The 26,976-nt window shown below is 72.4% G+C and carries 31 protein-coding genes and 1 pseudogene; 8 read left to right on the top strand and 24 right to left on the bottom strand.

Features of this window, described 5'->3' with window-relative positions:
* Positions 1-20 precede the first annotated feature (20 nt).
* The 7 genes from AB0O15_RS28795 to AB0O15_RS28765 all read right to left on the bottom strand — a co-directional run bounded on the left by AB0O15_RS28795 (position 21) and on the right by AB0O15_RS28765 (position 5,440).
* Positions 21-626, bottom strand: coding sequence for a hypothetical protein (locus tag AB0O15_RS28795; protein WP_364324333.1), 606 nt, complete (start codon positions 624-626; stop codon positions 21-23).
* On the bottom strand, positions 623-1,966 hold the full coding sequence (locus AB0O15_RS28790) for a hypothetical protein (protein ID WP_364324330.1): 1,344 nt from the start codon (positions 1,964-1,966) through the stop codon (positions 623-625). The genes AB0O15_RS28795 and AB0O15_RS28790 overlap by 4 nt, the downstream gene beginning before the upstream one ends.
* Entirely contained in the window at positions 1,963-2,763 is an 801-nt protein-coding gene (locus AB0O15_RS28785; protein WP_364324327.1) for an ABC transporter ATP-binding protein, read from the bottom strand. Before AB0O15_RS28785 ends, AB0O15_RS28790 begins: the two co-directional genes overlap by 4 nt.
* A 19-nt stretch (positions 2,764-2,782) precedes the next feature.
* Positions 2,783-3,583, bottom strand: a complete 801-nt coding sequence (locus AB0O15_RS28780; RefSeq protein ID WP_364324323.1) for a hypothetical protein — start codon at positions 3,581-3,583, stop codon at positions 2,783-2,785.
* Positions 3,580-4,131 carry an RNA polymerase sigma factor gene (locus tag AB0O15_RS28775; RefSeq protein ID WP_364324320.1) on the bottom strand — a complete coding sequence of 184 codons (552 nt, stop codon included), beginning with the start codon at positions 4,129-4,131 and terminating at the stop codon, positions 3,580-3,582. The genes AB0O15_RS28780 and AB0O15_RS28775 overlap by 4 nt, the downstream gene beginning before the upstream one ends.
* A 77-nt stretch (positions 4,132-4,208) precedes the next feature.
* Complete coding sequence (locus tag AB0O15_RS28770; RefSeq protein ID WP_364324317.1) at positions 4,209-4,793, bottom strand: SigE family RNA polymerase sigma factor; 585 nt, start codon at positions 4,791-4,793, stop codon at positions 4,209-4,211.
* The gene (locus tag AB0O15_RS28765) at positions 4,790-5,440 is read right to left on the bottom strand and encodes a hypothetical protein (protein WP_364324314.1); all 651 of its coding nucleotides are present in this window, start codon (positions 5,438-5,440) and stop codon (positions 4,790-4,792) included. Before AB0O15_RS28765 ends, AB0O15_RS28770 begins: the two co-directional genes overlap by 4 nt.
* A gap of 144 nt (positions 5,441-5,584) precedes the next feature.
* Between AB0O15_RS28765 and AB0O15_RS28760 the strand changes: the two genes are divergently transcribed.
* Positions 5,585-6,364, top strand: a complete 780-nt coding sequence (locus AB0O15_RS28760) for a GNAT family N-acetyltransferase (protein WP_364324311.1) — start codon at positions 5,585-5,587, stop codon at positions 6,362-6,364.
* Here the strand turns inward: AB0O15_RS28760 and AB0O15_RS28755 are convergent, their stop codons facing one another.
* From AB0O15_RS28755 to AB0O15_RS28740, 4 genes are all read right to left on the bottom strand, one after another.
* Positions 6,365-7,723 (bottom strand): GMC oxidoreductase, encoded by a 1,359-nt coding sequence (locus tag AB0O15_RS28755; RefSeq protein WP_364324308.1) that lies wholly within the window; start codon positions 7,721-7,723, stop codon positions 6,365-6,367. It lies immediately after the preceding gene.
* 241 nt (positions 7,724-7,964) lie between these two features.
* Complete coding sequence (locus tag AB0O15_RS28750; RefSeq protein WP_364324305.1) at positions 7,965-8,792, bottom strand: MBL fold metallo-hydrolase; 828 nt, start codon at positions 8,790-8,792, stop codon at positions 7,965-7,967.
* A 67-nt stretch (positions 8,793-8,859) separates the two neighbouring features.
* Positions 8,860-9,648, bottom strand: a complete 789-nt coding sequence (locus AB0O15_RS28745) for a cytochrome c oxidase assembly protein (RefSeq protein ID WP_364324906.1) — start codon at positions 9,646-9,648, stop codon at positions 8,860-8,862.
* 19 nt (positions 9,649-9,667) lie between these two features.
* Positions 9,668-10,132 carry a DUF2243 domain-containing protein gene (locus tag AB0O15_RS28740; protein ID WP_364324302.1) on the bottom strand — a complete coding sequence of 155 codons (465 nt, stop codon included), beginning with the start codon at positions 10,130-10,132 and terminating at the stop codon, positions 9,668-9,670.
* A gap of 331 nt (positions 10,133-10,463) precedes the next feature.
* Between AB0O15_RS28740 and AB0O15_RS28735 the strand changes: the two genes are divergently transcribed.
* Both AB0O15_RS28735 and AB0O15_RS28730 read left to right on the top strand, forming a co-directional pair.
* The gene (locus AB0O15_RS28735; protein WP_364324299.1) at positions 10,464-11,222 is read left to right on the top strand and encodes a GAF and ANTAR domain-containing protein; all 759 of its coding nucleotides are present in this window, start codon (positions 10,464-10,466) and stop codon (positions 11,220-11,222) included.
* Between the two features lie 18 nt (positions 11,223-11,240).
* Positions 11,241-11,957, top strand: a complete 717-nt coding sequence (locus AB0O15_RS28730) for a GAF and ANTAR domain-containing protein (RefSeq protein ID WP_364324296.1) — start codon at positions 11,241-11,243, stop codon at positions 11,955-11,957.
* A 9-nt stretch (positions 11,958-11,966) separates the two neighbouring features.
* On the opposite strand, the gene AB0O15_RS28725 is transcribed toward AB0O15_RS28730, so the two are convergent.
* From AB0O15_RS28725 to AB0O15_RS28715, 3 genes are all read right to left on the bottom strand, one after another.
* A complete protein-coding gene (locus AB0O15_RS28725) occupies positions 11,967-13,361 on the bottom strand; it encodes a hypothetical protein (protein WP_364324293.1) in 1,395 nt (464 codons plus the stop codon).
* Between the two features lie 75 nt (positions 13,362-13,436).
* A complete protein-coding gene (locus tag AB0O15_RS28720) occupies positions 13,437-14,231 on the bottom strand; it encodes a SigB/SigF/SigG family RNA polymerase sigma factor (protein ID WP_364324290.1) in 795 nt (264 codons plus the stop codon).
* A 258-nt stretch (positions 14,232-14,489) separates the two neighbouring features.
* Entirely contained in the window at positions 14,490-15,407 is a 918-nt protein-coding gene (locus AB0O15_RS28715) for a manganese catalase family protein (RefSeq protein WP_364324287.1), read from the bottom strand.
* Between the two features lie 174 nt (positions 15,408-15,581).
* Between AB0O15_RS28715 and AB0O15_RS28710 the strand changes: the two genes are divergently transcribed.
* Positions 15,582-16,841, top strand: coding sequence for an Nramp family divalent metal transporter (locus tag AB0O15_RS28710; RefSeq protein WP_364324284.1), 1,260 nt, complete (start codon positions 15,582-15,584; stop codon positions 16,839-16,841).
* A gap of 71 nt (positions 16,842-16,912) precedes the next feature.
* Here the strand turns inward: AB0O15_RS28710 and AB0O15_RS28705 are convergent, their stop codons facing one another.
* Complete coding sequence (locus AB0O15_RS28705; RefSeq protein WP_364324281.1) at positions 16,913-17,551, bottom strand: response regulator transcription factor; 639 nt, start codon at positions 17,549-17,551, stop codon at positions 16,913-16,915.
* 30 nt (positions 17,552-17,581) lie between these two features.
* On the opposite strand from AB0O15_RS28705, the gene AB0O15_RS28700 reads away from it, so the two are divergent.
* The 4 genes from AB0O15_RS28700 to AB0O15_RS28685 all read left to right on the top strand — a co-directional run bounded on the left by AB0O15_RS28700 (position 17,582) and on the right by AB0O15_RS28685 (position 19,455).
* Complete coding sequence (locus AB0O15_RS28700) at positions 17,582-18,259, top strand: sensor histidine kinase (protein ID WP_364324278.1); 678 nt, start codon at positions 17,582-17,584, stop codon at positions 18,257-18,259.
* A gap of 103 nt (positions 18,260-18,362) precedes the next feature.
* Positions 18,363-18,539 (top strand): hypothetical protein, encoded by a 177-nt coding sequence (locus AB0O15_RS28695; RefSeq protein WP_364324275.1) that lies wholly within the window; start codon positions 18,363-18,365, stop codon positions 18,537-18,539.
* A gap of 86 nt (positions 18,540-18,625) precedes the next feature.
* Positions 18,626-19,081 (top strand): DUF4383 domain-containing protein, encoded by a 456-nt coding sequence (locus tag AB0O15_RS28690; protein ID WP_364324272.1) that lies wholly within the window; start codon positions 18,626-18,628, stop codon positions 19,079-19,081.
* 98 nt (positions 19,082-19,179) lie between these two features.
* The gene (locus AB0O15_RS28685; protein WP_364324269.1) at positions 19,180-19,455 is read left to right on the top strand and encodes a hypothetical protein; all 276 of its coding nucleotides are present in this window, start codon (positions 19,180-19,182) and stop codon (positions 19,453-19,455) included.
* Between the two features lie 113 nt (positions 19,456-19,568).
* Here the strand turns inward: AB0O15_RS28685 and AB0O15_RS28680 are convergent, their stop codons facing one another.
* From AB0O15_RS28680 to AB0O15_RS28640, 9 genes and pseudogenes are all read right to left on the bottom strand, one after another.
* Entirely contained in the window at positions 19,569-20,174 is a 606-nt protein-coding gene (locus tag AB0O15_RS28680; protein WP_364324266.1) for a GAF domain-containing protein, read from the bottom strand.
* Between the two features lie 178 nt (positions 20,175-20,352).
* Positions 20,353-21,666: a neutral zinc metallopeptidase gene (locus AB0O15_RS28675; protein WP_364324263.1), complete on the bottom strand. Its 1,314-nt coding sequence runs from the start codon at positions 21,664-21,666 to the stop codon at positions 20,353-20,355.
* Positions 21,667-21,868: 202 nt separating this feature from the next.
* Positions 21,869-22,249 (bottom strand): ester cyclase, encoded by a 381-nt coding sequence (locus tag AB0O15_RS28670; protein WP_364324260.1) that lies wholly within the window; start codon positions 22,247-22,249, stop codon positions 21,869-21,871.
* Positions 22,250-22,300: 51 nt separating this feature from the next.
* A complete protein-coding gene (locus tag AB0O15_RS28665; RefSeq protein WP_364324257.1) occupies positions 22,301-22,855 on the bottom strand; it encodes a HEAT repeat domain-containing protein in 555 nt (184 codons plus the stop codon).
* A complete protein-coding gene (locus AB0O15_RS28660) occupies positions 22,852-24,531 on the bottom strand; it encodes a DUF4157 domain-containing protein (RefSeq protein WP_364324254.1) in 1,680 nt (559 codons plus the stop codon). The genes AB0O15_RS28665 and AB0O15_RS28660 overlap by 4 nt, the downstream gene beginning before the upstream one ends.
* 42 nt (positions 24,532-24,573) lie before the next feature.
* Positions 24,574-25,899, bottom strand: a complete 1,326-nt coding sequence (gene chrA, locus AB0O15_RS28655) for a chromate efflux transporter (RefSeq protein WP_364324251.1) — start codon at positions 25,897-25,899, stop codon at positions 24,574-24,576.
* A gap of 85 nt (positions 25,900-25,984) precedes the next feature.
* Complete coding sequence (locus tag AB0O15_RS28650) at positions 25,985-26,482, bottom strand: MarR family transcriptional regulator (protein ID WP_364324248.1); 498 nt, start codon at positions 26,480-26,482, stop codon at positions 25,985-25,987.
* Positions 26,483-26,489: 7 nt separating this feature from the next.
* Complete coding sequence (locus AB0O15_RS28645) at positions 26,490-26,798, bottom strand: FAD-dependent monooxygenase (RefSeq protein ID WP_364324246.1); 309 nt, start codon at positions 26,796-26,798, stop codon at positions 26,490-26,492.
* A gap of 73 nt (positions 26,799-26,871) precedes the next feature.
* Positions 26,872-26,976, bottom strand: a pseudogene (locus tag AB0O15_RS28640) (4-hydroxyphenyl-beta-ketoacyl-CoA hydrolase); the annotation flags it as partial.

Here is a 26,976-nt window from a genome sequence, read left to right as displayed (position 1 = left end):
ACCTCGGCTCCGCCGGGACGTCAGGACTGGGCGGCCTCGGCGGGCGCCCGCCGCCGGGGACCGGCCACCGCGTACGCGATCAGCCCGCCGAGCGTGAGCAGCCCGGCCGTCACCGCCGCGGCCTGGCTGGACGACGGTTGCGCCGGCCAGGTCAGGATCTCCGCCGCAAGGGGCGTCTCGCCGGGGAACAGGACTGAGGCCAGCGTCCAGCCCAGCGGCAGGAACCAGGACCGCGGGGTGCCGATCGTCGCGGCACCCAGGGCGGTCAGCCCGAGCAGCCCGGCGGTGTCACGCACCACGATCGCGGCCGGGCCGAAGCGGGCCCCGGTGGCCAGCGTGACGGTCAGGGGCACCACGACGACCAGGAAGGCGCCCAGCAGGTGCGCCACCCGGCGCGACGGCCACGGCAGGGCGGCCGTCAGCTCCAGCGCGTCGTCGGGGCCGCCGAGCGTCGCGGTCAGGGCGGCCACCAGCAGCAGGACCGTCAGGATGACCGTGGCCAGGCCGACGGTGCGGCTGTCGGAGGACACCGACCACAACGACCAGATCACCACCACGCAGCCACCGGCGCCGGCCAGCGCCATCGGCACACGCCGGGAGCGCAGGTAGAGCGTCAGCCACCTCACGGCGTACCCCCGGTGATGATTCCGTCGCGGGCCGAGCACGTCACCGCAGCCTGGCGCAGGGCCACGACGCGGGCGAGCGCCTTGTCCTCGGGCAGCTTCCGCAGTCCCTGCCAGCGCTGCGTGGCCTGCGCCACGGTCTCCGGGTCGTAGGTCCCGGCCGAGAGCAGCGTCGAAGGCGTCGGCGACACCGGCGCCTGTCCCGTCAGCCAGGAGGCGGCGGCCAGGTCGTCGGCCGGATCGCTCGGGTTCTCGCAGGTCGCCCGGCCGCGGAACGCGCGGACGACCACCTCGGCCGCGCTGCTCTCGTTGCCGAGGTGGCCGTTCGGGGCGGCCACAACGTCGAGGAGCACGACGTCCGCGCGCCACGCCGGCCGACCGTCATCGGGATAGACGGTGGTGTCCTCGTGCACCTCCGCCGGAGCGTCCGGCAGCTTGGCCAGCGCGGCGAGACCGGCCCGGGCCCGCGGCGTGAACTCGGCCAGCAGCCCGGAATGGACCCGGCTGACACACACCCGGGGCGCGTCCTCGGTGCACATCAGCTCTCGGGCCACCGGATCCACCGCGTCGAGGACGGTCCGGTTGTGGTGGGGCATGACGGTGATCGCCAGCGCCGCGCCCGCCAGCACCGGCAGCACCGCGGCGACCCGGAGGCGCCGGCCCCCGGACGCCAGGAGAAGCACGGCGGTGATCGCGAGGCCGGCCATCCAGCACGCCTGGGCGACGCTGACCCGGCCCGGGACGGTCGTGTAGGCGTCCGGCATGTTCATCTGATCGATCGGCGAGAACACCAGGGACAGCCAGCCCCGTGGACGGGTCGCCCACGGCGTGAACAGCACCGCGGCCAGGCCGGCGATGGCCAGCATCGGAGCGGTCACCGGCGACGGCAGCAGGCGCCCGACGGCCAGGCCGAGCCAGGTCGCCGCGATCAGGGCCAGACACCCGACGGCCGCGACACCGAAGGCCGCGGCCGGCAGGTACTCGGCGGTGCCGGCGATCCACAGGCCGGCCAGAAGACCCATCGCGAGGTAGCCGGCCACCACCGCGACCGCCATCGCGCCCAGCGTGGGCACGATGCGCAGCGCTCTCGGCCGCGGTGTGCTGGCGAACAGCTCCGCCACTCTCGACCGGTGCTCCCGGCGCGCCTGCCACCCGCCGGCGGCCAGCGCCAGCGGCCACAGCAGGGCCAGGTACCACCGTTGGGTCATGGCCAGTTGCATCCAGCCGTCGGCGAACAGGATCCCGCCGGCGAAGAAGATCAGCACCAGGCCGAGCAGCAGCACGACCAGGGCCGTCCCCCGCGCCGCGGACCGGCGCAGCTCGATACCGAAGACCCGGCTCATCGGCCCGCCTCGGTCCGGTGGCGGCGCAGCAGCGCCGAGTAGCCCCGCTCGGCCGGGCTGTCACCGGCGTCACCATGCCCGCCCCGGGTGACCAGATCGCCGGGCGTGCCCTGGTAGACGAGCCGGCCCTCGTTGATCATGACGACGTCGGTGCAGGAGGCCACCACGTCCTCGACCAGGTGGGTGGAGACCAGGACGCTGCTGTCGACGCCGAGGTCGCGGATCAGCTCGCGGAAGTCGAGACGCTGCTCGGGGTCGAGACCGACGGTGGGCTCGTCGAGCAGCAGGATCCGCGGGTCGTTGACGATCGCCTGAGCGATGCCGGCCCGGCGCACCATGCCGCCGGACAGCGTCTTCATCCGGGCTTCGGCCTTGGCCGTCAGGCCGACCCGGTCGATCGCCCGCTGCACCGCGCCGGGCACCTCGGTCTTCGGCATCTCCTTGAGCCAGGCCATGTACTCGACGAACTCCCGGACGGTGAACCGCGGGTAGAAGCCGAACTGCTGGGGCAGGTAGCCCAGCCCGCGACGGACCGCCCGCAGATCGGCGCGACCGTGGACCTCATGCCCCAGCAGGGTCAACCGGCCGCCGGCCGGCTTGATCACGGTGGCCAGGGCCCGCATCAGCGTGGTCTTGCCGGCGCCGTTGGGACCCAGCAGCCCGTGCACGCCGGTGCCGAGGGCGAGGTCGAGCTCGTCGACGGCCAGGTGCCGGCCGGCGCGCACCCGCAAACCCTCGGCGTGCACCGCCCAGGGGTGGGTGGTGGCGGCCGTCTCGGCCATGCTCACCGTACGCATCGTCTGATCCTCCGATTTGTCAGTTGAGGCCGGACAGCCGGCGGAACGCGCCCGCCCGGCTCGCGGCGAACCCGGCCAGCACGACGGTGAGCAGCGCCCACCCGCGCGCCGATCCCGGTTGCAACATGGCGGGAAGCTGGAAGGTGTAGACGGCGGGCACCACGACGGCCACGGCCCACGCGGCGCCGAGCCCGATGGCGGCGTGGCGGACACCGACGAAGGCGCCGAGCGCGATGGTCGCCGAGGTGAAGGCCAGGCAGGGCAGCAGCGTCAGGGCCACCGACACCCCGGTGCCGCTGCTGGCCAGGGCCAGCACCGGCACGATCACGACCAGGACCGCCGCGGTACGCCGCAGCAGCACGGTCAGCCCGGCCGCGGGCGTGGCGGCGATCAACTCCCAGGCCGGATCGTGCCGCCGGCTCCAGGCGACCGCCACCCCGGGCAGCGGCGCCACCGGGGCCAGCAGCATCACCAGCGACGGCATGGCGGGCGCCGTCACCGCGAGCAGGACCGCGCAGCCCAGCACCGCCGCCGTCATGCCGAGCCAGGGCGCCAGGCGCCAGACCGCCCAGCGGTGCAGCACCGCCGCCGGCCGCGGCCGGCGCACCGGCGCCGGTCCGGCCGCGATGCCCTGGCCCACCCGGGCGGCGATCCGGTCGAGACGCGCCCGGGTGTCGTCGGTCGCGACACCGGCCATCAGGGCCCGGCACGGCGGGCACGACTCGAGATGCACCTCGACCGACCACATCGTGACCTCGTCGAGGTCTGCCTCCCGGTCGGCGTAGCGGGCGATCACCGCGGGGCTCGGATGTGTGGTCATGAGAGCGCCTCCCGAAGAGCGATCCGGGCCCGCCGGGCCCGGGATTTCACCGTGTTCTCCGGCACCCCCAGCAGCAGCGAGGTCTCGCGCACCGAGAAGCCGTCGAGCACCATCGCGCGCAGCACCTGGCGCGCGTCCGGCGGAAGCGTGAGGAGGGCATGCTCCAGCTCGTGGCCGACCTGGCCGAGCATCACCTCGTCCTCGGCGGCGGGGGCGACCAGCTCGGCCGGCGGCAGCGGCGGCAACTGGCTCTGCCGGGCCCGGCGGCGGAAGGCGTCGATGAGGCGGTTGGCGGCGATGGTCCACAGCCAGCCGGCCGCGTTGCCCGGCGTGGCGGACCGGGCGAAACTGCCCGCGGCCCGCCACACCGCCAGGTAGGTCTCCTGCATGACGTCGTCGACCACGTCGTCGTCGAGGCACCGCCGCCGCAGCCGGGCGAGCAGCCACGGCGACGTCCGCCGGTACAGCTCGTCGAAGGCCGGCCGGTCACCGGCGGCGGCGCGGCGCACGAGCTCGTCCTCGTCGGCGGCCTGGAGGCTTCGTTTCACATCCGGCTTGACGACCGCGCCGCGGCTGAGGGTTCAATCCGCGATGTGACGCGGGCCACTCTTCCGCCCGCTTCGCCTCAGTCGTCGAGGAAGTCGGTGCCGAGCAACGTACGCAACCGGGCCAGCGCCCGGGCGTTGCGCATCTTGACGACCGACGAGGAGACGCCGAGGATTCCGGCCACGGCCTCGACGGCGAGGTCCTCCCCGTGCCGGAGCACCAGAACCGCCCGGTCCTCGACGGTGAGCTGGGCCAGGGCGTCCACCAGGGCCAGGCGCAGCTCCGGTGTCCCGGACGAGGACCGATCCGGCCGGTCCGGCAACTCGCCCAGGACGACTTCGGAACCGCTGCGCCGCTTGTGGTGGTCGAAGAGCAGGTTCATCAGGACCCGGCGGCTGTACGCCTCCAGGTTGGCGCCGGCGCGGATGCGGTCCCAGGCGGCGTACATCTTGGCGAAGGTCTGCTGGGTCAGGTCCTGGGCCAGGTGCCAGTCCCGGGACATGAGGAAGGCGCTGCGCCGCAGCCGGTCGGCGAACGACTCCACGAAGGCGGTGAACTCCGCGTCACGGGCCGCCTTCGCCCGCCGGCGGCCCGCGCCCCATCCGAACCTGGCCCGGCCGGGCGCGTTCTCCTCCTGTCTGGGGGCCGTCTCGATATCGGTCACAGGGCTCCTCCGATCGGAGCGCTCGGCTTGCAGATGAAGCCGGTGACATCCAGGACGTCGTTCCTCGCCATGTACTCCGCGCGGAAGTCCGCGTACTCGGCGGCGTCGGCCAGCCGCACCCGCAGCATCGGCAGCACCGAGTCAATACTCAGCGGGCCGAGGTCCGGGAACTTCGCGGCCTCCTGCTTGAGCTTCTCGAACGTCTCCTCGCGGGTCTCGAGGCGCATCTTCTGCACCCGGGCGTCACCTTCCAACGCCGATTGGACCTTCGGCGCCATCTTCTCGGCCTCGGCGAGACGGCCGGGCTCCGGCGGAGGCGCGGTCTCGGGGCCCACCACGATGACGGCATCGGTGGCATCACGCGTGACCACCTGAGGCTCGCAGTCGGCCGACGCCACCAGCGTCATCCGTACCGGCTCGGCCGCGACCGGAGCGGCCACCTCCGCCGGCCCGGACGCGTAGCTCACCGCACCGGCCACCGCCATCGCCACCACCACACCGGCGGCCACGCCGGCCACGCCCACGCGACGCCGGCGCCGGCGGATCCGGCCACCCTCGGTCATGGCGTTCCGCGCCAGCTCACCCAGGTCTGCTCCGGGGTCGTCGCTGACCGCCAGCCGAAACTGGTCCTGCAGGTCGGGATGCACAGCTGTCTCCTCTGGTCCGTTCCGGTCTCGCTCGGTAAGACTGGATGGACCACCGATCAGGTCACACGATCTCCGGTATTTTCCCGTACGGACAGATCTCGACCGGGCGGCGAACCGGACCGGCCGCTCCTCGTCATGATGGTCATGAACCATCCGCTCGTCACGTCGCCCCACGACCTGCCCCCACAGCTGGCCAACCTGCGCGCACACTGGCTCGCCTGGGGTGATGGCTCGAGGGAGGTCGACGCCGACCTTTCGCTCTATCGCAGCGGCATCCAGCATGGCCTGTTCAACGGCGTTCTGCGGGTGCACGGCCGCGACCCCGGCGAGGCCGCCGCCGAGGCCGAAGCGGCGCTGTCCGGGGTGCCGTGGAACTGGTGGATCGGCCCGGACAGCGATCCGGGTGTGGCCGAGGTTCTGCAGAGCCGGGGCTACACCCACCGCGGGGCGATGCCGGTGATGGCGGCGGACCTGACGACCGTTCCCCGCCCGTCGCCTCCCCCGGGCCTGATCATCGAGGAGGCGACCGATCGCCGGGGCATCACGGACTATGTGAACGCCTACTCCCGCGCCTTCGGGTTCGCGGACGAGGTGCGCGCCGCGGCGACGGCGGCCGAGGTCGCCTTGCGCACCGACCTGGGCACGCTGATCCGCCTGGTCGGGTACCTGGACGGGCAGCCGGTCGCGACCGCCGCCGTGGTGCTCAGCCACGGCGTGGCGGGGCTCTACTGGATCGGCACCGCGGCCGGCCACCGCAATCAAGGCCTGGGCGCGGCCCTGACCGCGGCAGCCATGTCGGCGGCGAGCCGGCGTGGGATGTCCGTCTGCACGCTCCAGGCCAGCGCGCTCGGCCGGCCCGTCTACGCCCGGCTGGGCTTCGCCGAGGTCGGCCAGGTCGCCCTCTACGCCGTCCCCGGTCGGTAGTCAGCGCCGCCCGAGGTAGGCCCGCGCCACCTGACCGGCGAAGAACGCACTGAAGCGCAGCACCGTGCCGGCGCCGCTGCGGCCCGGTGGGGCGCCGGTGGCGCGTACGGAGGACAGCATCCGTAGCGTGTCCGCGACCCCCACTCGCACCCGCCCGGTCGGCACGGTGGCGTCGTAGCGCCGGGCCGGTGTGGCCGGGCCGGCCTCGGCGGGCAGGCCGACCGTACCGGCCATGGCCTCGGCGAACCGCACCCCGGGCGGCACCGGACGGCGCGGCCCGATCAGCCGTACGCTCTGCACCGCGGCGTCCTCGGGCACCGCCCCGCGCGTTGCCCCGGCGTGCTCGGGCGCCCGCCAGGACGCGTCGCCGGTGATCCGCCGTACCGCTGACCGAGCGCAGCGTTCGGCCACCGCGGTGATCGTCAGCGACGGGTTGCCACCGGTCGCGCCGGGCAGCAGCGCGCCGTCCAGGACGTAGAGCCCGGGATGGCCGAACACCTCGCCGTCCGGCGAGGCCGCGCCGGTGTCCGGGCCGTCGCCCATCGGCACGCCGCCCAGGTTGTGCACGGTCACCGGCTGCCGGAACAGCCGCCACATCGGGGTGGCGAACGGGGTGCCGCCGAACGCCCGGACCACCTGACCGGCGAGCGCCTGCTCGTCGGCGTAGAGCGGGTCGTTGCGGGTGGTGTCCCAGACGACCCGCAGCCGGTGCTTCGGCCCGCGCAGCTCGATCCGGCCCTCGGCGCGGTCGCGGCCCATCGCCAGCAGCACAGCGGTACGCCGGGCGTCCAAGTGCGCGCCGAACGCGCGGGTCTCGCCCAGCGCGGTGGTGATGGTCGGGCCGACCGCCGGGGCGAAGTCGGTGTCCAGGTTGCGGCCGAAGCTGAGGAAGTCGCCGTTGCCGGAGTACCGGGTGCCGAGCGCGGCGGACAGGCCGGGCAGCGTGCCGTACTGGTCACGGCTGCGGAGCAGCAGCTCGGTGGTGCCGATCGCGCCGGCGCAGATGAACACGTAGCGGGCGGTGACCTCGCGCTCCACGCCCTCGCGACCGGCGCCGGGCCGCCCGTGCTCACGCAGCCGAACCCGGTAGCCGCCGTCGCCGGTGACGCCGACCCACAGCGCCTCGGTGCGCGTCCCGACCGTGGCGCCGGCCCGCTCGGCCAGCGCCAGGTAGTTCAGGTCCAGGGTGTTCTTCGCGCCCACGTTGCAGCCGATGTCGCACTGCCCACAGAACGTGCAACCGCGCTGCGGCACCCCGAAGCGGTTGGTCTGGCCCGGACCGCGGTCGTCGAACGTCACCGCCAGGTTGGGGTGGAAGAAGCCGTCCCGGTGGCCGAGCCGGTCGGCCGCCGCCGCCATGAAACGGATCCATCCCGATCCTCCCGCCGCTCACCGCGCGAGGCGTCCAAGGGGATGCGCTCGAACAGGTCGTTGAGGACGACGAGATCCAGGAAAGCACACCCGGATCGCCGTACCCCAGGCTGCCCTCAGGACGTACCGCGGATTGCCCTTGCAAGTGCTCGGCGAGCTGCTGCGCGCCTTCCTTGCGGTGAGCGGCTTGCAGGCGCCGCTGTCGGCCCTGCTCGCACCGGCGTCCTGCTCAGGGTCCTGCGGAATCGGCGCCGTCGAGCGGCCGGTCCGGGACACGGAGCGGCAGGTCGACGGTTCCGCCCCGCGACACCGGCTGGATGCCGGCGAGTCCCTCGTCGCGCGCACGGTTCAGATAGCGGTCGAGGGGGGACTTCATCACCCGGTAGTCGTCGAAGTGGATCGGGACCGTCCGGCCGGGGTTGATCAGGTGGGTGAGTTCGGTGCCCTGCCGGTCGTCCATGGTGACCAGCAGGCCGAGCACCCGGGTGCCGCCGAGGTGGATCAGCATGGCGTCAATCTCGCCGAACCGGCGTGGGATCTCGGCCAGGCCGGGCCGGAAGAGGGTGTCCCCGGTGATGTAGAGGGTGAGACGCGGTGTTCCCCGGACCGCGAACTCCACGACCGAGCCCATCACGTCGGGCAACAGCGCGTCGGCGAATCCCGGCCCGTGGCGGCCCGGCACGGCCGTGACCCGCAGCCGCTGCTCCCGGCGGGTCCATTCGTGCGATTCCCAGGTCGGCAGACCGTGGACGGCGCGGAATCGCCGGTCCAGGCGGCGTTCGGCCTGGGGTGTGGTGATGATGGGCAAGGCCGGGTCCAGGCGCTGCCGGGCGGCACGGTCGAAGTGGTCGCCGTGCAGGTGGGACAGCAGCACCGCGTCCAGATCGACATCGTCGAGCACCTGCAGCGCCGGGTCGCGCAGGCGCTTGGTCCACATCCCGTAGCCGAGCGAGACCCGGCTGCCGGCCGGGCCGAACGCCGGGTCGGTCAGCAGGGTGAAATCGCCGATTCGCAACAGCACGGTGGCGTTGCCGATGAAGGTCGCGCCGGCGCGCATGGGTCCTCCTGACGGATGGTGAGACCGGCCGGGTACCCGGCCGCCGGCGAAAGTAACGGCGGGCCGGTCAGACATCGGCCGGCAGGCGCCAGGCGCGCCGCGGCGTCCGCGGTGATGCGGGAGCGACGGCGGTGTACCACTGATGGAGGAAGATCGTGATCAGCAGCAGGTCGAGCAGGTCGCCGCCGTAGTACATCAGCTGGGCGCCGGCCTCGGCCTGTGCCGCCGCGACTCCGGCGGGCGGGTGGGCGTACACGAATTTGGCCAGGATGTCGTGGGCGGCCAGGAAGGCGATCAGGACCGATGCCCGGGTACGTCGTCCCGGCCGGTGCGGCGCGGGATCGACGCCGATGACGGCGGCGGTGAACAGGTAGCCGGCCGCGAAGGTGTGGACGGTCACCAGGACGTGCAGACCGGGGTGCTCGCCCATCCGTGGGTAGATGCCGGTGGTGTAGAGGGCCCACAGGCCGCCGGCGTTGAGGGCGGCCGCGGTGACCGGGTGGGTGAGGATCCGCAGCGGACGCGTCCTGAGGAAGCGGGACAGGCGCCGGGCCCCGGCCACCGGCAGCGCCCGGAGGGCGAGCGTGATCGGGGCGGCCAGGACCAGCAGCATCGGGGCGGCCATGCCGAGCAGCAGATGGCCGGTCATGTGGGCGGTGAAGTCGCCATGGCCGGCGCCGGTCACCGCGATCGCCGCCGCCAGCAGACCGGCGCACCACGACAGGGTGCGTCGAGTGGGCCACGGGTCACCGCGCCGGTGGATCATCCGGACGGCGCCGAGGTAGCCGACGGCCGCGATCGCCAGCGGCGCGGCGTACACCAGCCAGAACAGTCCGACGCCGCCCTCGCCGGTCATGTCGTGCACGGCGGCCTTCTCAGCGCCCGGGCCGGTGGGACCGCACGAGCAGCGCCACTCCCCCGATGACCATGCCCAGGGCCAGGATGTTCCAGGTCCAGTCGTACGGCGCGAGGTCCACGTGGTACCGGATCTGGTGCAGCCGCATGAGCTTGTGCTGAACGGTGCCGTCGTAGAGCTGGAAGCCTCCGGCGCCGGTCAGCAGGCCGCCCCACCAGCGCCGGCCGTGGAACGCGCCACGGCGGCGCAGGTCGGCGAAGAGGAACAGGGCGGCGACGGCGGCGAACCAGCCCACGGCATGGAAGATCCCGTCGGAGACCAGGCCGGCGGCCGGGGTGGACCGGTCGTAGAAGTGGTGCCAGTGCAACAGCTGATGGAACACGGTCTCGTCGACGAACGCGGCCACACCGATCCCCAGCAGCACCCCCGACAGCACGTTACGGCCGGCCGCCACATCGGCGGCGGCACTACGCGGTCCGGACACGACCAGCCTCCAGCATGCTCATGCCAAGGTGGCTTCCCCATTCCGGGGTGTCTAGACCCGGGTGAGGGAGATCCGCCGGTCTACCCGGGTGTCTGACTGATCTTCCGGGTAGGTGGCGCCGCCGTGCGATTCCTCGGTCCGGGCCGGGCTCCGCCCTCGGGCGGGCCGGCTTCGGACTGGGCGCCGGCGGCCAGATCGGGGGCGGTCCTGGCCGAGCTGGCCGCGTGGACCGTGCGGGGTTGACGGCCCGTACTGTTTTTCGGCTGGCATCGGACATGGCGGTGAGAAAGCGGGGTATGCGGCCACACCTGCTACGGCTCGGGAGGAACGGGTGGCCATCCCATCGGCGTCACCGTCGCGGCCGGGCCGGCCCGGCAGCGGCCTCACCGACGACCTGATCATCCTGGCGGGGACGCCGGACGACGGGTCCGACGTGCCGGCCCTGCTGCGGTCGATCACCCAGTTCGCAGCCGATCTGCTGCCACCGGTGGACTATGCCTCGCTCACCGTCCGTGAGGAGGACGGTTATGTCACCGTCGCCATGAGCAGCGAAATAGCGCTCGCCGTCGACGAAGCCCAGTACGCCGAAGACGCGGGTCCCTGCCTCGACGCGTTACGGACGGCCGAGCCGACCGCCGTCCCGCGGATCGACGCGACCGTGAACTGGCCGGGTTTCCGGGCCGAGGCGTACCGGCTCGGCCTGCGCGCCTCGTTGTCCATCCCGCTGTTCGCCGGCCGTGGGACAACGATCGCGGCCCTCAACCTCTATGGCCGCGACACCCAGGCCATGGCCCCGTTGAGCGCGGCGGTGCTGACCACGTTCGAGGGCTACCGCGAAGGCGGGAACGACGCCTGGTCCGGATCGGACGGCCTCGATCCGGGAGCGCTCAGCCTGGTGAACGGGCTGACCGGCGCGCTCGCCGTGCGCTCCAGGATCCAGATGGCCCTGGGCGTGATCATGGCCGCGGAACGCACGAGCGCCGACCACGCCTACCCGGTTCTGCGCTCGCGAGCCGCGACGACCGCGTTGTCGCTCACCGCCGCCGCCGAATCGATCCTGACCCGGGCCGGCAACCAGCCGCACTCCTGACTCCGCTTGGAGCATCACATGACCGACTCGCAGCCCCTGGACCCCATCGAAGCCTTCGGACGGCTCGGCCGGATCAAGCTCGCGGAAACCGACCTCAAGGGCGTCCTGGACGAGGTCGCCCACCTGGCCAGACGCACCGTGCCCGGCGCCGTGGAGGTCTCCGTCACCCTGATCGACAGCAAGGAGGCATACACGGCCGCCTACACCGGACAGCTCGCGCTCGACCTCGATGAGCTGCAGTACGGCAAGGGGTACGGGCCGTGCCTCGACGCGTCAGCCGCGGCCACCACCCTGTCGCTGCCGGACATGGCCACCGAGGACCGCTGGCCGGACTGGGCCGCCCGGGCCCTCGACGCCGGCGCCCACAGTTCCCTGTCCATCGGCCTGCCCGTGCACGAGCGGGTCACCGGCGCGCTGAACTTCTACGCCACCGAAGCCGAGGCCTTCGACCACGACGCGGCCATCCTCGGTCAGACGTTCGCCGGCTACGCCGCCGTCGCGCTCACCAACGCCCACCTGTACGACGCCCAGACGAACCTGGCCCGCCAGATGCAGGAGGCGATGCAGAGCCGCGCCGTCATCGAGCAGGCCAAAGGCATCATCATGGGCAGCCGGCACTGCACCGCCGACGAGGCGTTCGCCGTCCTCACCAGGATCTCGCAGGACACCAACCGCAAGCTTCGCGACGTGGCGACCGCACTGGTCGCGAGTGCGTACCCGGACCCTGAGCCCTGAGCTGTCCGGTCAGATGACCAGCAGTCCCAGCGCGGGCCCGTTGCCCTTCAGCCACCGCACCGCCTGGTGGACGGACAACGGCCCGGCCTGCCCCTCGCCGGGCGGGTCGGCCCGGAGGCGTCGGGTGGCCCGGCCGGCCGCGGGCGGCAGGAGCGGATACCGGCCGGCGAGCAGGGCGTCCACCGTTCCCGGCCGACGGCCGAACGCCGCGATCGTGCGCCAGTGCCACAGGGTCGCGGTGTCGTCGTGCAGGGTTCCGGGCGGGTCCGGCAGGACGTCGACGGCGTCGAAGGGCTCGCTTCCGGCCAGCCACCACTCGGCGGCTTCGGCCGCCTGCCGCGACGACGACTCGCACCAGTAGGGCACCTTCCGGTCGTCGGCGACCGGCCAGGGGTCGATCATCCGGCCACTGGCGACCACAGCCCGCCGGGCCTGCGCCGAGGGCCGCAGCCAGACCTTGTACAGGTCCGCCACCGCACCGCTGAAACCGTGGGGATCCCGGAAGAGCACCCGGTAGCCGGCTGAGCCGGTCTCGGCCGCGATCCGCCGTAGTTGCGGTTCGATCGCGGGCTCACCGCTGGTCTCCGCGTACTGACGGGAGCTCTCGTAGTTCCGCGACGGCGGGTCCTCGGCGCCCAGACTCCGCAACAGCTTGGTCAGGGCCCGGCTGTCCGGGCGGTAGTCCTCCGCCGTCCAGCCGCTGGTCGGCGTGCCGACCTGGAAGCCGTACCCCGGCGGACCGTCCGACACCGGCCAGTCGCGCAGATCCCGGACCAGCACCGACGCGCCGCCGGCAGCCACGCGGGAACGGAGAAAGATCTGGTACGCCTCGGGCAGCGTCCGCCAGCGCACCTGCATCGACACGGTGGCGCCGCACAGCGAGCCGCGCAGGACCGGATCGTGCACCTGGCGAACGGTGATGCCCGGGTTGCGGGCCAGGATGCGTTCCGCCAGCCCGGCGCCCCAGGCTTTCGCCGCCGCCCAGTCGGTGACCGACCCACCGGGCCATGGCGCGGTCACGGTGAAGGTGGTCGGCAGCCAGGCGGCTCCGCAGGCGGCCGCCAGATGCACGGCCGCGCCGTGCGGCGAACCCAGCACGACCGCCGGGTAGGTGGCCGCCGCATACCGGCTCACGATCCAGTCCGCCACGGCCTCCGCGTCGATGTCGTCGATCCGGTCCAGCGGCACGGCTTCGTCGACGGCCTTCGCCGTGAGAGCGGCACGGCGGACCGGCTCCGGCAACGCGCCGTGGCGGCCCAGCACGGGAACCCGTTGCAGGAAGCCGCCACGGCGCTCGGCCGGCGGCACGGCCATCGCGAGCAGCGCCCGGCCCATGCTGTCGGCGCAGACCACCCGGCCGGCCGGCAACGCGTCGAGCGTCGGGTGTGGATGGTTCTGATCCATTGCAGCAGTACCGCCGTCCGCGCGGGAGATACCGGAATGTCACCGGTCCCGCTCGGCTACCCCTCGTCGTCGCGATTATTCGGTCTCGACGAGTTGCTCGCGCAGCTTGAGCAAGGCGCCGGAGAGGATCCGGGAGATGTGCATCTGCGAGACGCCGATCTGCTCGGCGATGGCCGCCTGCGTCTGGTTGCCGTAGAAGCGCATCGCGATGATGCGCCGCTCCCGGTCGGTCAGGCGGGCCATGGCCGGGGGCAGGGTGACGTTGAGCTCCACCAGGTCGTACCCGTGGTCCTGGGCGCCCAGGATGTCACCCAGCTCGAACCCTGAGTCGTCATGGATCGGCGTGGAGAGCGACACCGCACGGTAGGCGTAGGAACTCTCGAGTCCTTCCAGCAGCTCTTCCTCGGACGTGTTCAAGTGGCCGGCGAGGTCGGCGACCGTGGGCGACCGGCCCAGGGTCTGGCCGAGTTCCACCCGCGCCCGCCCGATCGCCAGCCGCGTCTCCTGCACCCGGCGGGGTGCCCGCACGGACCAGGTCCGGTCGCGGAAGTAACGCTTGATCTCGCCGGTGATGGTCGGGAAGGCGAACCCGACGAACTCGACGCCACGGCCGGCGTCGAACCGGTCGACCGCCTTGATCAGGCCGATGGTCGCCGTCTGGCGCAGGTCGTCGACCATGTCGCCCTGCCGGGCGTAACGGCGGGCGAGCCGGTAGGCCATCGGCAGCCACGCCTCGATGACCTGCTCACGCAGGGACCGCCGGTCCGGGTGGGACGGTGGGAGGGCGCAGAAGGCCAGCATGAGCCGGTCGGCCCGCTCGTCCTCTTCGGTCCGGTGGGAGCCGGTGGGGGCCGAGGTTGTTGTCCGCATGGTGTCTCCTCGCGGCGCGCGAGCGTCGTAGGCATGAGACATGCGAGACGAGCCGTCGCGTCGAGACACCCGAGGCAGAAGGGGCCGGCGAACCGCAACGTCGTCATGGCACGTCAGGGCTCGGCACCGTCTTGACCGATTCCAGCAGGCTAGCCGAAAAGGCGAACCGTGGCCAGCCGAAAGGATGAGCGCGTCGCGGTCGAGGGTGGGTTGGCGGCCGGGGTGCGCCGGCCGGACGGCCGGCGCACCCGATCCCGCTCAGTCCAACGCGCCCTTGATCTTGTTGACGACGTTGGCGACACCCTGGGCGTGCGCCCCGGCGCCGGTGCCCGGCTTGCCCTTGCCCATCGCGCCGTCGTACGTGACGTACAGCTTCGGGTCCGGCGCCGGACCGAGCGGCTTGTCGTCGGTCAGCGGCTGGGCGTCCGGCACGTACACGATCTCCTTGTCGCCCTTCAGGGTCGGACCCTGCGCCCACCGGCCCTCCCCGGCCGTGCTCGCCGGGTCGAAGCTGTAGAACGTGTGGTTGGCCTCCTGGTTCTCGTCCTCGGCGTTCGAGTCCTCGATGCCGGTCTCGGTGAAACCGTCCGCGATTAGCTGCTCGATGCCGAGCAGCCACTGCTGCTGGTGCCAGGTGTCGCGGGCCAGGTTGAACTGCAGCATGTCCTTGACCCCGCGGTCGTCGGTCATGTTGTAGACCCGGCTGGTCATCAGCCGGCTCTGCGCCTCGGCGGCCACGTTGGACCGGAAGTCCGACAGCAGGTTGCCGCTGGCGATGATGTAACCGGTGTTCCACGGCACACCGGCGGCATCACGTGGCAGCGCGCCCCCGCCGGTGACGATCGCGTGCTGCGGGTTCATCCCACCGAGCACCGCGGCCAGCAGCGGGTTGGCCGCCGCCGCCTTCTCGGTCGCCTCGCCCGGAGCGCCCTCGAGCAGCCGGGCCAGCATGGTCGTGAGCATCTCGACGTGGCCGATCTCCTCCGTCGCGATGTCCATGATCATGTCCTTGTACTTGCCCGGCACCCGGCACGACCAGCCCTGCCAGAGGTACTGCATCATCACGGTCATCTCACCGAACTGGCCACCGACCAGCTCCTGCATCTTCGCGGCGAGCAGTGCGTCCGGCTTCTCCGGCTTGGCCTGGAACTGCAGGTAGTCGACGTGCTTGAACATCAGAACCTCCATGCGGAAGGGATTGGCCTGACCCTGGGCTACCCGCGGTCCTGGCCCTGGCGGGCCCGCATCGGGCCCTTCGGGGCCTGGCCCGGCGGGGTCACCGGTGGCCCGGCCGGGTCACCGGCGCGGGCATCCGGCAGACGCCCAGCCGTCGCACCCGGGGAGATCGTCATGGCTGTCGTCACGCCCGCGCCTCCGGTCGGCGCACCGACCCTGCGACGGCGCATCGGCCGGCTGGCGCCGTGGTTCGGGCCGGCCTTCGTGGCCGCGATCGCGTACACCGATCCGGGCAACTTCGCCACCAACTTCACCGGCGGCGCGACCTTCGGCTACCAGTTGGTGTGGGTCATCGTCGCCGCCAACCTGATGGCGATGCTGATCCAGTCGTTGTCGGCCAAGCTCGGCCTGGTGACCGGCCGCGACCTGCCGCAGCTCTGCCGGGACCGGTTCCCCCGCCCGCTCACCCGGGCCCTGTGGGTGCAGGCCGAGCTCGTGGCCATGGCCACCGACCTGGCCGAGATCATCGGCGGTGCGCTGGCGCTGAACCTGCTCTTCCAGGTGCCGCTCCCGGCCGGCGGACTGATCACCTGCGTCGTCGCCTTCGCGCTGCTGACGCTGCAGCGCCGTGGGGTACGCCGGTTCGAGACGGTGATCGCCGGACTGCTGGGCGTCATCCTGCTCGGCTTCCTGTACAACGCGGTGCGCGCCGGCGTCGATCCCGGCGCGCTGGCCACCGGAATGGTGCCGTCGCTGTCCGGAACCGACAGTCTGGTGCTCGCCACCGGCATCCTCGGCGCCACGGTGATGCCGCACGTGATCTATCTGCATTCGGCCCTGACCAAGACGCGTACGGCCCGGGCCGCCGATCCGGCCGAACGCCGGCACGCGCTGCGGTGCCAGCGCGTCGACACCCTCGTCGCGCTCGGGGCGGCGGGACTGGTCAACCTGGCCATGCTGGTGATCGCCGCGCAACTGTTCTTCGGTTCCGGGATCGCCGGCACGGACCGCCTCGATGGCATCCACGCCGGGCTCGGCGCCGCCATCGACCGGTACGCGGCGCTGGCGTTCGCCGTGGCCCTGCTCGCCTCGGGCCTGGCGTCGTCGAGTGTCGGCACCTATGCCGGGCAGGTCGTCATGCAGGGCTTCATCAGGCGCAGCATCCCGCTGCCGGTGCGCCGGATCCTGACCATGGCCCCGGCCATGGTCGTGCTGGTGCTCGGCGCCGACCCCACCCAGGCCCTGGTGTGGTCACAGGTGGTGCTCTCCTTCGGCGTGCCGTTCGCCCTCATCCCCCTGATCCTGCTGACCCGGCGCCGCAACGTCATGGGCGAGCACACCAACAGCCGGACCGTGACGGCAACCGCCACCGCCGTGGCCGCGCTGATCATCTCGCTCAACGTCGCGCTGGTCGTCCACACGGTTGCCGGTTAGGACGTTTCACCGTTCGGAGGACGGGCAGTCGCGCCGGTACCCCGCAGGTATCGGAGGACCGTCATGGCTCTTCACAGGATTCCCGCGCTGCCGGCCAGCGCCGCAGCTTCCGTCCGGCTCGACACCCGCATCTTGCGCAGCAGCGTCGCGGTCAGCCGCTTGACCGTGCGCTCGGAGACGTGCAGCTTCAAGGCGATCTCCGTGGTGGTGGCCCCGGCCGCGATGAGCTGCAGCAGGTTCCGCTCGGCCTCGTCGAGGTCCACGGGCGCCGGGCGGGCGTCCCGGCCCGATCCCAGCAGCACGGCGAGCAGACTCGACGGCAGGACCGCCCACCCGCCCAGCACCGCCAGCAACGGCCGCACCATGTCCTCGGCCTCGCTGCTCTTCGGCAGGAACCCCTCCGCCCCGGCCCGCAGCGCCTCGATGGCCGGCCGCGGATCGTCGTCACCGGACATCGCCACGATCCGCACCCACGGTGTGGTGGACCGGATGGCGGCCACCGCCCTGACCCCGCCCGGCGCCGGCATGTGCAGGTCCACCAGGACCAGATCGGGGACGGTACGCCGGACCAGGCTCGCCGCCGCCGAGGCGTCCCCGGTCGAGGCGACCACAGTGGCCAGCCCACCACTCACGTCGGGCAGCAACAGCTCGAGCCCGCGGACGAACAACGGGTGGTCATCGACGAGGGCAACTGCGATGGCGTTCGGCATGGACGCCGCTTGCCCGGTGAAGGACCGAACATGCCCGGTCTGAGCCGCCGATGGCGGAGCGGGCGCCGGCCGCAGCCGGCCGATCCCGGCCTGGTGTTGCTGCGCAGTGTCTGTCATGAACTGCGCCCGCCGGTCTCCACCCTCACCTCATTGGTACGCGCGCTGGAGACGCAGCCGTCCGATTCGGCCCGCGGTGAGCTGGCACGCCTGGCCGGTGAGCACGTAGCCCACGCGGAGGCCGTTTTGCGGCAGGCCGCCGCGGCGGCGTACGGCATGACCGGGCCCGCGGACCCACCCGTCCCGCTGCACCGGATCCTGCCCGTGGTGTCGGCGGCGGTGCCCGCCGGGCGGCTCGTCGTCCGGCTGGGCCGGGCCACCGGTGAACGCCTGGTGCACCCGCGGCACGCCGGTCAGATCCTGATCAACCTGCTCACCAACGCCGACCGGCACGGCCCGGCCGGCGGGTCGATCGAGCTGACGGCCCGCGCTCATCGGCGCGGTCTGCGGCTGACCGTCACCGACGGCGGCGCCCTGACCCCGGACCTCACCCGGTCACTGCACCGGCGCACCCCGCCGGCCGGGGAGAAAGGCCTCGGGCTCTGGGTCGTACGCCACCTCGTGGCCGTCCACGGCGGCACCATCCGCGCCCGGAGCCTGACCCCGCACGGCCTGGCCGTCGAGGTGACCCTGGCCCGCCCCCGACATTGACCCGGCCGGGCCACCGCCTGGCCCCCGCGGGACGCCCCGGCGGGCACTCCGTTGCCATGGCCTGTCCGACCGGGAGGCGCCGCCGGCAAGAAAGGACCGAGCCGTGCCCACTGCCCTGCTCACCCGTAGCGTCGTAGTCGCGGCCTACCTGCTCGCGCTGCTGTTCCAAGGTCGTGCCGACCTGCCGACCGGCCTGCTGGCCGGCGCCGTCATAGCGGTGTGGACCGTTCCCCTGGTCCGTGACCGGATGACCCGGAGGTCCGCGCCGCACGGCGGCTGACGTCGCCCAGAAACTTGCCCTTTGATGCGTTAGTCCGGTCCCGACCTGGGAAGCCGCAAGTATCCCCTAGGAAAGCGAGTGGAAAAATGGCCAGCAGCGCCCACACAAGCAATGTCACCTCGGCCCGCCGGCCGGTGCAGACCGCGGCACTGGTCGTCGCGATCGTCTTCCTCCTGGTCGGGGTCCTGGGCTTCATCCCGGGCATCACCAGCGACTACAGCAGCATGTCCTTCGCCGGGCACCACTCCGACGCCAAGCTCCTCGGAGTGTTCCAGGTGTCCGTGCTGCACAACATCGTCCACCTGCTGTTCGGCCTGGCCGGCCTGGCCCTGGCCCGCACGGTCTCCGGCGCCCGGGCCTACCTGATCGGCGGCGGAGCCATCTACCTGGTTCTCTGGCTCTACGGCCTGGTCGTCGGGCAGGACAGCTCGGCCAACTTCGTCCCGCTGAACCCGGCCGACGACTGGCTGCACCTGTTCCTCGGGCTCGGCATGATCGCCCTCGGCCTGCTCACCACCCGCCGGGCCGTCGCCCGCCGGTGACGGGACATCCCTTATGGACGCCGACGCGGGCACCCGTCCGCGTCGGCGTTTTCCCAACCCGGCGGCTTGACGCGGCCGATCGTGGGTAGCCGACGGGCATGACGAACAGTGACGAAGGTGTGTGGCGCGACGAGGAGAAACTGCCGTTGTCCGAGCTGAACCAGGCGATGGCGACGTTCTCGCAGGACGGTCAGGTCGATGATCTGACCGGCTCGGACGCGGGCGCCGAGGCCGAGTTCGGGGACGGTACGAACACCGAGCGGGCGGAGGCCGACGGCGCCCCGGGTGACCCCGACGCGACGTCGGCGGCGGGCCGGCGGCTACGGCCATCGCCGGACGGCACGTCGGTCGGCGGGCGGACCGGGCCGAACTGACCGACCGCCGGCGCCCGCGCGTAACAGCCGCTCGGGCATCAGGACCAGAACGGCACCCCATCCGGTACGCACGACCGCGGTCGTGCGTACCTGCCGTTCGCTGTCGTCTCGCGTCATCCTCGGTCTCCTCCTCGTCGCTCTTCGAGCCGGGTGCCGGCGCTGTCGGCCCGGCCCGCGGCGACGTCGCCGAGTTCGCGACGGGCGGCAGGCCCGTCGTACAGATGAGCGTTGGCCATGGCGACCGCGGCGTACCCACCGAAGGTCTCGGCCAGGGTGACCGCGTCCTCGTCGAAGGCGTGCGGCTTGCGGGCGTACACGTTGAGGGCCCCGCTCACGTTTTCGTGCAGTGGCAGTCCGATCGACACCGAGCTGTGCACCCCGGCGTCGAGGGCGCGGTCCGCCCAGTCCGGCCACCGGCTCTCGCCGGCCATGTCCGGCACGCTCACGGTGATGTTCGCGGCGGCCGCGGCCAGGCACGGACCGTGGCCCTGCTGGTACTGCCACTCGTCGACCGTCAAGGCCCGTTGCCCGGTGAACGCGGCGGTGTGCGCGCCCCCGGCGCCGAGGAGAGTGACCGACACGTCGTCGGCGCCCGGGATGCTGCGCCGGGCCAGGTCGGCCACCTTGGTCAAGGCCGTCGCGACGTCGGTTTCGGTGAAGTCGATCCGCCCGAGCTCGGCGAACGCGTCGGTGGGCTTGATGGCTTGCGGGTCGGTCATGAAACTGTCCTTCCGACACACCGCCGCACGCGGCAAGGTGGGTTCCGGTCCGGGGGCCACGCCGCTTCTTGACGGGACTCGCCGACGCTGGGCGCCGGTCGCAGACCGCACGGATGCCCGGCTCGCCGCCTCCGAAACCGTACTTCGTCGGCCGCGGTCGGGTAGCTGAACGGTGGGTTCAGGTACAGGCGCCCAAGCCCTGCAGAACCCCGTTGCGGTACGAAGCGATGCGCTCGAAGGCGCTGGGGCCGGACTCCTCCGCCGCCCGACCGAACGCCAGCAACGCCGCCACGGCCTCGTCCAGGTCGCCCGGCGACAGGGTCAGACCCTGGCCCGGCTGACGGTTCAGCTGGTCGTTGGTCCACGAGCCGGCCAGGCAGTCGACCGCGAGCTGACCCGTACGGTCGGAGGTGCTCCGGCCGCGGCGGTCCTGCGCGGCCCGGGCGAACAGGTCGCCGAGCAGCATGCCGACGGCGTTGTCACCGATGTTCTGATGGAGCTGTGGCCCGAGCCGCCCGTTGTCGAAGGTCACGAAGTCGCCCGCCTTGCAGTAGAACGCGGCGCCCCCGGCGGCCGGGTCGGGTGCGGTGCACGAGGGTGGCGTACCGGTGAACGGCTGGACCGGCAGGGTCGGCCACGGCTTCCCGGCAAGCTCGGGATAGGCGCGCGACCAGTATCCCTGCGCGTCGTCGGCCAGCGAGGTGACCGCCTCCGCGTACGGCAGGTCACCACCGGTGGCGGCGTCTTCCCGGCTGGTGAACGGCACCTCGGTCACCGGAACGTTGCTGGCGCGGTAGGCAGCGCAGGTCGCGACGCCCTTCTCCACCCCGTCCTGCAGGGCCCGGATGCGATCGAAGGCGTTGCCGTGCGCCTGCGCGGCCTGCGCCGGCGTGCCCGGCTGGTCCCGCAGCAGCAGCAACCCGGCCACCGTGTTGTCGAGCTGGGCCGGCGTGACGCCGGTGAACGCCTGTGAACGTCCGGCCAGCACGTCGGCCATCCAGGCCCCGGCGAAGCAGTCGGCCTGCTGCTCGAGCACGACGGTCGGCTGGTCGCTCACGCCGAGCCGGGTCTGCACGGCGTGGCCGTACTCGTGGGCGAGGACCACCCCCACCAGCAGTGGACCGAACTGCTGCTGCAACTGGGGGATCAGCGTCTGTGCGTCCCAGGCGATGAAGTCACCGGCGGGGCAGTAGAAAGCGTTCGGCTGGTACACGCCCTGCTCATCGCCACACGCGGGCGGCAGGTCGGTCTCGGTGTACGGGTGCAGGCCACCCTGGACGGGCTTGAACGCGGCGCCGCGGCTCACCTCCGGATATCGGGCCGTCCAGAACCGTTCGACGTCCGTGACCGATCGGGTCACCACGTCATTCGGCGAGGCGGTGGCCGCGGTCGAGGTGTTCGGTCCGGCCGATTCGGGTAGCGGCACGCACCCGGTTACCGAGCTGAGCAGAACGGCCAGGACAGCGACGGAGATCCTGCGGTACGCGGTCATATCGTCGTCGCCTTCCCCATGCATGTCGTTCGCTCCGATGCGGCCGACTACCCCGGCCCGGGACATGTATGCGCGACGTCCGCCGTCGTGAACCAGGGCGAGGACGGATAGACTGGGCGCCTGCGGCACGGCGCCTTCGATGGGTGTCAGCGAGACCAGCGTCAAGAAAGCGGCGCGGATCCCGGACCCCAGATCAGGAGTCCTACAGCGATCGCGCACCCCACCCCAGATACTTGGTGGTGATGGGCGACCGCCGCTGCACCCCCGACCAGGCCTTCGCCATCCTCATCTCCCGGCCGGTGGGTGCGATGCCGTGGAACACCCCGGTGTGCGTCCCTCGACCGATCAGTCGGGCGGCGATCGTGTTCGCCTCGACGATCAGTCCCTGTAACTCCCAGTGATAGTCAGGGAAGCCGACGCCTACCGCCTTCACCCGCTCGATGTAGGCGGCCAGTCCGTCCACGGAACCGGACCCGCTGACCCGCTCGTCGACGAACGCGCCCAGCTGGTCGAAGCGGTGCTCGTTGCAGAGGGTGAGGTACCGCTCGTACAGGGCCACGACGTCGGCGCGTTCAAGTCCCACGGGGCCGATCATCGCACGCGGATCGCCCGGCCCGCGTTCCAAGGCGAGGCACTAGCCGGGACGAGTAGCGGCCCCCCCGGCGAACTCCCGGATCTCGGGGTCGGTCGCCTCGGCCGCGGCCCGCAGCGGGCCGGGGTCATGGGGCGCGAGGCGGACGGCGGCGACGGCGGCGAGGCGCCGGGTGTGGGCGGCCGGGCTCGCCAGGGCGGCGATGATCGCGGCCGGGTCCATGGACGACGGCTCCTGCGGCATCGCGGCCAGCGCGGTCATGGCCTTCCAGCGCACCGCTGGATCCGGGTCGTCGACGAGCACCGGGATCGCCGCCGGCGAGAAGCGGGCCACGGCTTCGACGGCGAAGAACCGTACCTCCCGGTTGGGGTGCCGGAGCAGGTCCTCGAGTTCCGCGCCCAGCGGCGCGGCCAGATCACCCAGCTCGGAGGCCACCCACGTGCCGATCGCGACCACCGCGTCGTCCTGGCTGAACAGCAGCGGCCGCAGCACCTGCACCGAGACGCCGCCGCGCAGCTCGGTGACCAGGTGGTTGGCGGCCCGTCCGTCATCGTCGCCGTGGAGTATCCGCTCGACCAGCTCGACCGCCATGGTCATGATCCACCCAGTTTCTTCCGGATCGCGCGGAGCAGTTCGAGCTCCTCCTCGATCCGGATCCGGTGAGCCTTGCCGACCTGCTGCCCCTCGGCGCCGATCGTCGTCTCGCCCAGCCGGACCTGCTCGGCCTGGCGCGCCTGGACGCTCAGCTCGAGCTCGTCGGCGGCGAACAGCAGCTCCTCGCGCGTCCAGCTGCTGACGGCCAGGTTGCGCTCGTAGCCGTTCTTGGGCAGCTCACCCCCGGCCTTGCCGCCGTGGTCACGAACCGGCGGTTCGAAGTCGCGCTCCGGCTTGTCCCCGCGGGGCCGGCCGGACATCGCCATGATCATCGGACCGGCCGGGGCGGCGAGACCCGCGGCCACCTGGACCGGGACAGTCTCGGCGACCACGACGACAAGCCGGCCGTTGGCCGTACCGAGCACCATGGCCTGCGGCGGCGGTCCCTGGTACGGCGGACCGCCGCCGGAACCACCGCCGCCGCCCTTGGTGTGGGTGATCAGCAGGATCAGAGCGTCGACGCCGATCTCGGCGACCGCGCGGGCGAACTCCTGACCGGCGAAGTCGAGCTGCTCCGGCGTGGTCGCGTTCCGCGCGTCGGCGAAGTTGATCAAGTGCTGGGCGGCCGAGAAGAGGCTGGTCCCGATGAAGATCGCGGTCAGGCCGAGAGCGATGTCGGCGGCCCACCCGACCGGCGTGAACTGCGAGGCGATGAAGACCGCGGCGAAGCCGACGATGGCCATGACCAGCGCCTGCGGCGTGATCATGCTGAGCAGCTTCGCTTTCACCGCGGCGCCGATGTCGGCCCGGTCGAACGCCGCCACCAGCTTCTCGGTGGTCGTCATGTCCGGGATCGCCTTGCCGGCGCCCGCACCCGGCGCCGGGGCCGACCCGTCGTCGGTGAGCCGGGCCACGTTGCTCTGCGGGCCGACCCGGGGGTTGTTCACCGCGCCGAGGTGGAGGTAGGACACCTGCTCGCGGGTGAGCTCGCCGAGCCGGGCCCGGATGTCGGCCTCGTTGAAGCCGTTGAGCTTCTCGGCGGCGCTCTGGAAGTTGCCGGTCTGCAGCGCGGTCGCCAGCGACTGCCGATATTGCCCGTCCAGCGTGGCCGTGTCGACGCTGGCCAGCGGCTCGCGCTGGATCAACCGGGAGATCGCCCGATTGCCGGCCGGTTGCAGCTGCCGCACCAGAGCCGTTCCCGGCGCCGCCCGGGTCGCGGGCGCGGCTTCGCCGGTCATCACCTGGCGGGCCATGGACCGCGCCTCGACCTCGGCCGGGTCGTCCGGATGGCTGACACCCGGTGGGCCCACCGTGCCGCTGCTCTGCTGGACGACGTGCGTCAGTTCGTGAGCGATCAGCTCCTGCCCGGAGGAGCTGCCCGGCTGGTAGTGGCCCGCGCCGAAGTAGATGTCGGTGCCGGTGGTGAACGCCTGCGCCTGCACCGAGCCGGCCAGCTCGGCGGCCTTGTTGTCGGTGTGCAGCCGGACGGCCGAGAAGTCGGCGCCGAACCGCCGCTCGAGCACGGCCCGCCCCGGGCCGGACAGCGGGCTGCCGGCCGAGCGGTCCTCGGCGATCCGGGCCAGCGCGGCGTTGCCGGGATCGACTGACGGAGTGGGCGGCGTTCGTGCTTCCGCGGGCGGCCGGGGGTGGGGCTCATCGCTTCGAAGCCTGGGCTCCATCGCGCCATGCTATCGCCGGCGCACAATCCGTGGCGGATTCCGTCACGTGACGGGCAGCCCGGCCAGCCCCGCGATCAGCCCCAGGACGGCGCTGACCCCGAGCACCCGCAGCACCGACCACTTCAACCCGAAGATCAGAACCGCCGCGACCACCGCGATCACACAGGCCACCGGCCGCACACTGCCGCCGGAGAACAGGGTGTGCACGGCGAAATAGACACCCAGGTTGGCGATCACCCCGACCACCGCGGCGGTGATGCCCGTCAGCGCCGCCGACAACGCCTGATTTCCCCGCAGCCGTTCCACGTACGGGGCGCCGAGCAGGATGAACAGGAAGCACGGCACGAAAGTCACCCAGCACGTCAGCACCGACGCCACCACCCCGGCCACCCAGGGGTCCAGGACGCCGGGGTGGTGGTAGGCGCCGAGGAACGCTACGAACTGCACCACCATGATCAGCGGCCCGGGCGTGGACTCCGCCAGCGCCAAGCCACGCACCATGTCACCGGCCGACAACCAGGCGAAGTCCTCCACCGCCCGCTGCGCCACATAGGCCAGTACCGCGTACGCGCCACCGAACGTCACCACCGCCGTACCGGAGAAGAAAAGCCCCTGCTGGGTGTAGACGCTGCCGGCCCCGGTCGTCGCGGCCACCACCGCGAGCGGCGCGAACCACAGCACCAGCCCGGCCGCCAGGATCACCACGGCGCGGCGTGCGGACGGCTGGTCGTGGTGCAGAGCATCGTCGGCGATCAGCGGCGGCGGACCCTCCTTGGCGGCGCCGTGCCCGCTCCCGGCGGTGATGAGCGCGGGCCGCCACCGGTGCGACGCCCACCCGGCGACCGCCGCGGCCGCCACCACGAGCGGGAACGGCACACCGAACACGGCCAGCGCCGCGAACGCGGCAACGGCGAACCCGACCAGCGCCGGGCTGGTCAGCGCCCGGCGGCCGACCCGCCACACCGCCTGCGCCACCACGGCCACCACGGCCGGGGCGAGACCCGCGAACAGCGCGGTGACCACTGTGGTGTCGCCGAACCCGACGTAGACCGCGGACAGCGCCAGCAGCGCCACGAAGCCCGGCAGCACGAACAACGTGCCCGCGACCAGGCCCCCGCGCAGGCCGTTGAGCAGCCAGCCGACGTAGATGGCGAGCTGCTGGGCCTCCGGACCGGGCAGCAGCATGCAGTAGTTCAGGGCGTGCAGGAACCGCTGCTGCCCGATCCACCGTCGTTCGTCGACGAGATGCCGCTGCATGACGGCGATCTGCCCGGCCGGCCCGCCGAAGGTCTGCAACGAGATGCCGAACCAGGTTCGGACCGCTTGCCGGAACGGGACGACGTCAGCGGGGGTCGTGCGGTCGGACACGCCAGTCTCCTCGTTCAGCCGGGGGTGCGGTTCAGCAGCAAGCATGTCGAACGGCCGTCGCGTACGCCGGCCCGGGCCGCCCACCTCACGCCGGCTCCCGCACAGCCGGCGGCGCGGTGTCGCCGCGGAGGTGGTCGAGCTCGGCCAGATACATCGCCTGTATGCGGCCGTAGTGCCGGACCAGCAGCAGGAGCTCTTCGACGGTGTACCCCTCGATGAGCCGCTCGGCCCGCTCGGCGAACCGCTCGTACGGTCGCTCCAGCTCGGCGATCCGCTCGGGCCGCAGGGTGACGATCACCCGCCGCCGGTCGGCCGGATCGCGTTCGGCGGTGACGTAGCCGGCCTGCTGGAGCCGGCGGAGCATGCTGGTCACGGCCCCGGTGGTGAGGTTGGTCCGCTCGGCGACCTGCCCGGCGGTGGCGGACCCGGCGTCGGCCGGGAAGTCCAGGCACTCCAGGTCGCTCACGGCGAGGCCCAGGCGCTCCGCGATGGCGTACCGGAACACCGTGGACAGCCGCGAGGTCTCACGCCCGGCGCGCATGAGGTCGGCGATCGCGGAGGCACGGGCCGGCTCGTGGGACATGCCGCCATCATCCCTCCGGCACGGTGACGCGGTGCAGCCGAGGTAGCACGCGGGTCAGCACCCAGTGCGGTGCGGCCGCGCCGCCGGTGAGGCGGCGCATCAGCCCGGCGGCGGTGTCGACGGCGCGGAAGGCGTAGGGCGCCATCTCGTCCTGGTAGCCGGCGATCGCCTCCTCCACCGGCGTGCCGTTCGCCCGCGCCTCGATCAGCCTGCGGGCGAGCAGTGCGGCGTCGCGGAGCGCGGTGTTGCCGCCCTGGGCCCCGAACGGCGGCATGACGTGCACGGCGTCGCCCATCACCGTCGCCCGGGCCGCCACTCTCCACCGCGACGGCGGCCTTGTTGTAGTGGACGCGTCCGTCGAGCCCGGACAGCAGGATCGACCGCAGGGTCAGCCGGATGCCGCCCCCGCCCGGCAACCCGGCGCCGATGCCGGTCTGTCCGGTGTGGAACAGGGCCGGCACGCCGAGTTCCTCGATCACCTCGTACAACGGGTA

The organism is Actinoplanes sp. NPDC089786, assembly GCF_040684855.1.
In the GTDB taxonomy this organism is placed as follows: domain Bacteria; phylum Actinomycetota; class Actinomycetes; order Mycobacteriales; family Micromonosporaceae; genus Actinoplanes.
Note: the sequence above shows the minus strand (reverse complement) of the source record. Positions and strands in the feature narration are given on the sequence as shown.

Excerpts from the sequence above, each read along its gene's own strand:
- AB0O15_RS28755 (WP_364324308.1), bottom strand. The coding sequence starts at position 7,723 with ATGGCGGCGGCGGCCGACCGGCTCGGCCACCGGGACGGCTTCTTCCAC.
- AB0O15_RS28650 (WP_364324248.1), bottom strand. The coding sequence starts at position 26,482 with ATGTCCCACGAGCCGGCCCGTGCCTCCGCGATCGCCGACCTCATGCGC.
- AB0O15_RS28680 (WP_364324266.1), bottom strand. The coding sequence starts at position 20,174 with ATGACCGACCCGCAAGCCATCAAGCCCACCGACGCGTTCGCCGAGCTC.
- AB0O15_RS28705 (WP_364324281.1), bottom strand. The coding sequence starts at position 17,551 with ATGCCGAACGCCATCGCAGTTGCCCTCGTCGATGACCACCCGTTGTTC.
- AB0O15_RS28790 (WP_364324330.1), bottom strand. The coding sequence starts at position 1,966 with ATGAGCCGGGTCTTCGGTATCGAGCTGCGCCGGTCCGCGGCGCGGGGG.
- AB0O15_RS28710 (WP_364324284.1), top strand. The coding sequence starts at position 15,582 with ATGGCTGTCGTCACGCCCGCGCCTCCGGTCGGCGCACCGACCCTGCGA.
- AB0O15_RS28785 (WP_364324327.1), bottom strand. The coding sequence starts at position 2,763 with ATGCGTACGGTGAGCATGGCCGAGACGGCCGCCACCACCCACCCCTGG.
- AB0O15_RS28660 (WP_364324254.1), bottom strand. The coding sequence starts at position 24,531 with ATGGAGCCCAGGCTTCGAAGCGATGAGCCCCACCCCCGGCCGCCCGCG.
- AB0O15_RS28730 (WP_364324296.1), top strand. The coding sequence starts at position 11,241 with ATGACCGACTCGCAGCCCCTGGACCCCATCGAAGCCTTCGGACGGCTC.
- AB0O15_RS28685 (WP_364324269.1), top strand. The coding sequence starts at position 19,180 with ATGACGAACAGTGACGAAGGTGTGTGGCGCGACGAGGAGAAACTGCCG.
- AB0O15_RS28675 (WP_364324263.1), bottom strand. The coding sequence starts at position 21,666 with ATGACCGCGTACCGCAGGATCTCCGTCGCTGTCCTGGCCGTTCTGCTC.
- AB0O15_RS28760 (WP_364324311.1), top strand. The coding sequence starts at position 5,585 with ATGAACCATCCGCTCGTCACGTCGCCCCACGACCTGCCCCCACAGCTG.
- AB0O15_RS28700 (WP_364324278.1), top strand. The coding sequence starts at position 17,582 with ATGCCCGGTCTGAGCCGCCGATGGCGGAGCGGGCGCCGGCCGCAGCCG.
- AB0O15_RS28715 (WP_364324287.1), bottom strand. The coding sequence starts at position 15,407 with ATGTTCAAGCACGTCGACTACCTGCAGTTCCAGGCCAAGCCGGAGAAG.
- AB0O15_RS28750 (WP_364324305.1), bottom strand. The coding sequence starts at position 8,792 with ATGCGCGCCGGCGCGACCTTCATCGGCAACGCCACCGTGCTGTTGCGA.
- AB0O15_RS28690 (WP_364324272.1), top strand. The coding sequence starts at position 18,626 with ATGGCCAGCAGCGCCCACACAAGCAATGTCACCTCGGCCCGCCGGCCG.
- AB0O15_RS28725 (WP_364324293.1), bottom strand. The coding sequence starts at position 13,361 with ATGGATCAGAACCATCCACACCCGACGCTCGACGCGTTGCCGGCCGGC.
- AB0O15_RS28780 (WP_364324323.1), bottom strand. The coding sequence starts at position 3,583 with ATGACCACACATCCGAGCCCCGCGGTGATCGCCCGCTACGCCGACCGG.
- AB0O15_RS28720 (WP_364324290.1), bottom strand. The coding sequence starts at position 14,231 with ATGCGGACAACAACCTCGGCCCCCACCGGCTCCCACCGGACCGAAGAG.
- AB0O15_RS28745 (WP_364324906.1), bottom strand. The coding sequence starts at position 9,648 with ATGACCGGCGAGGGCGGCGTCGGACTGTTCTGGCTGGTGTACGCCGCG.
- AB0O15_RS28665 (WP_364324257.1), bottom strand. The coding sequence starts at position 22,855 with ATGACCATGGCGGTCGAGCTGGTCGAGCGGATACTCCACGGCGACGAT.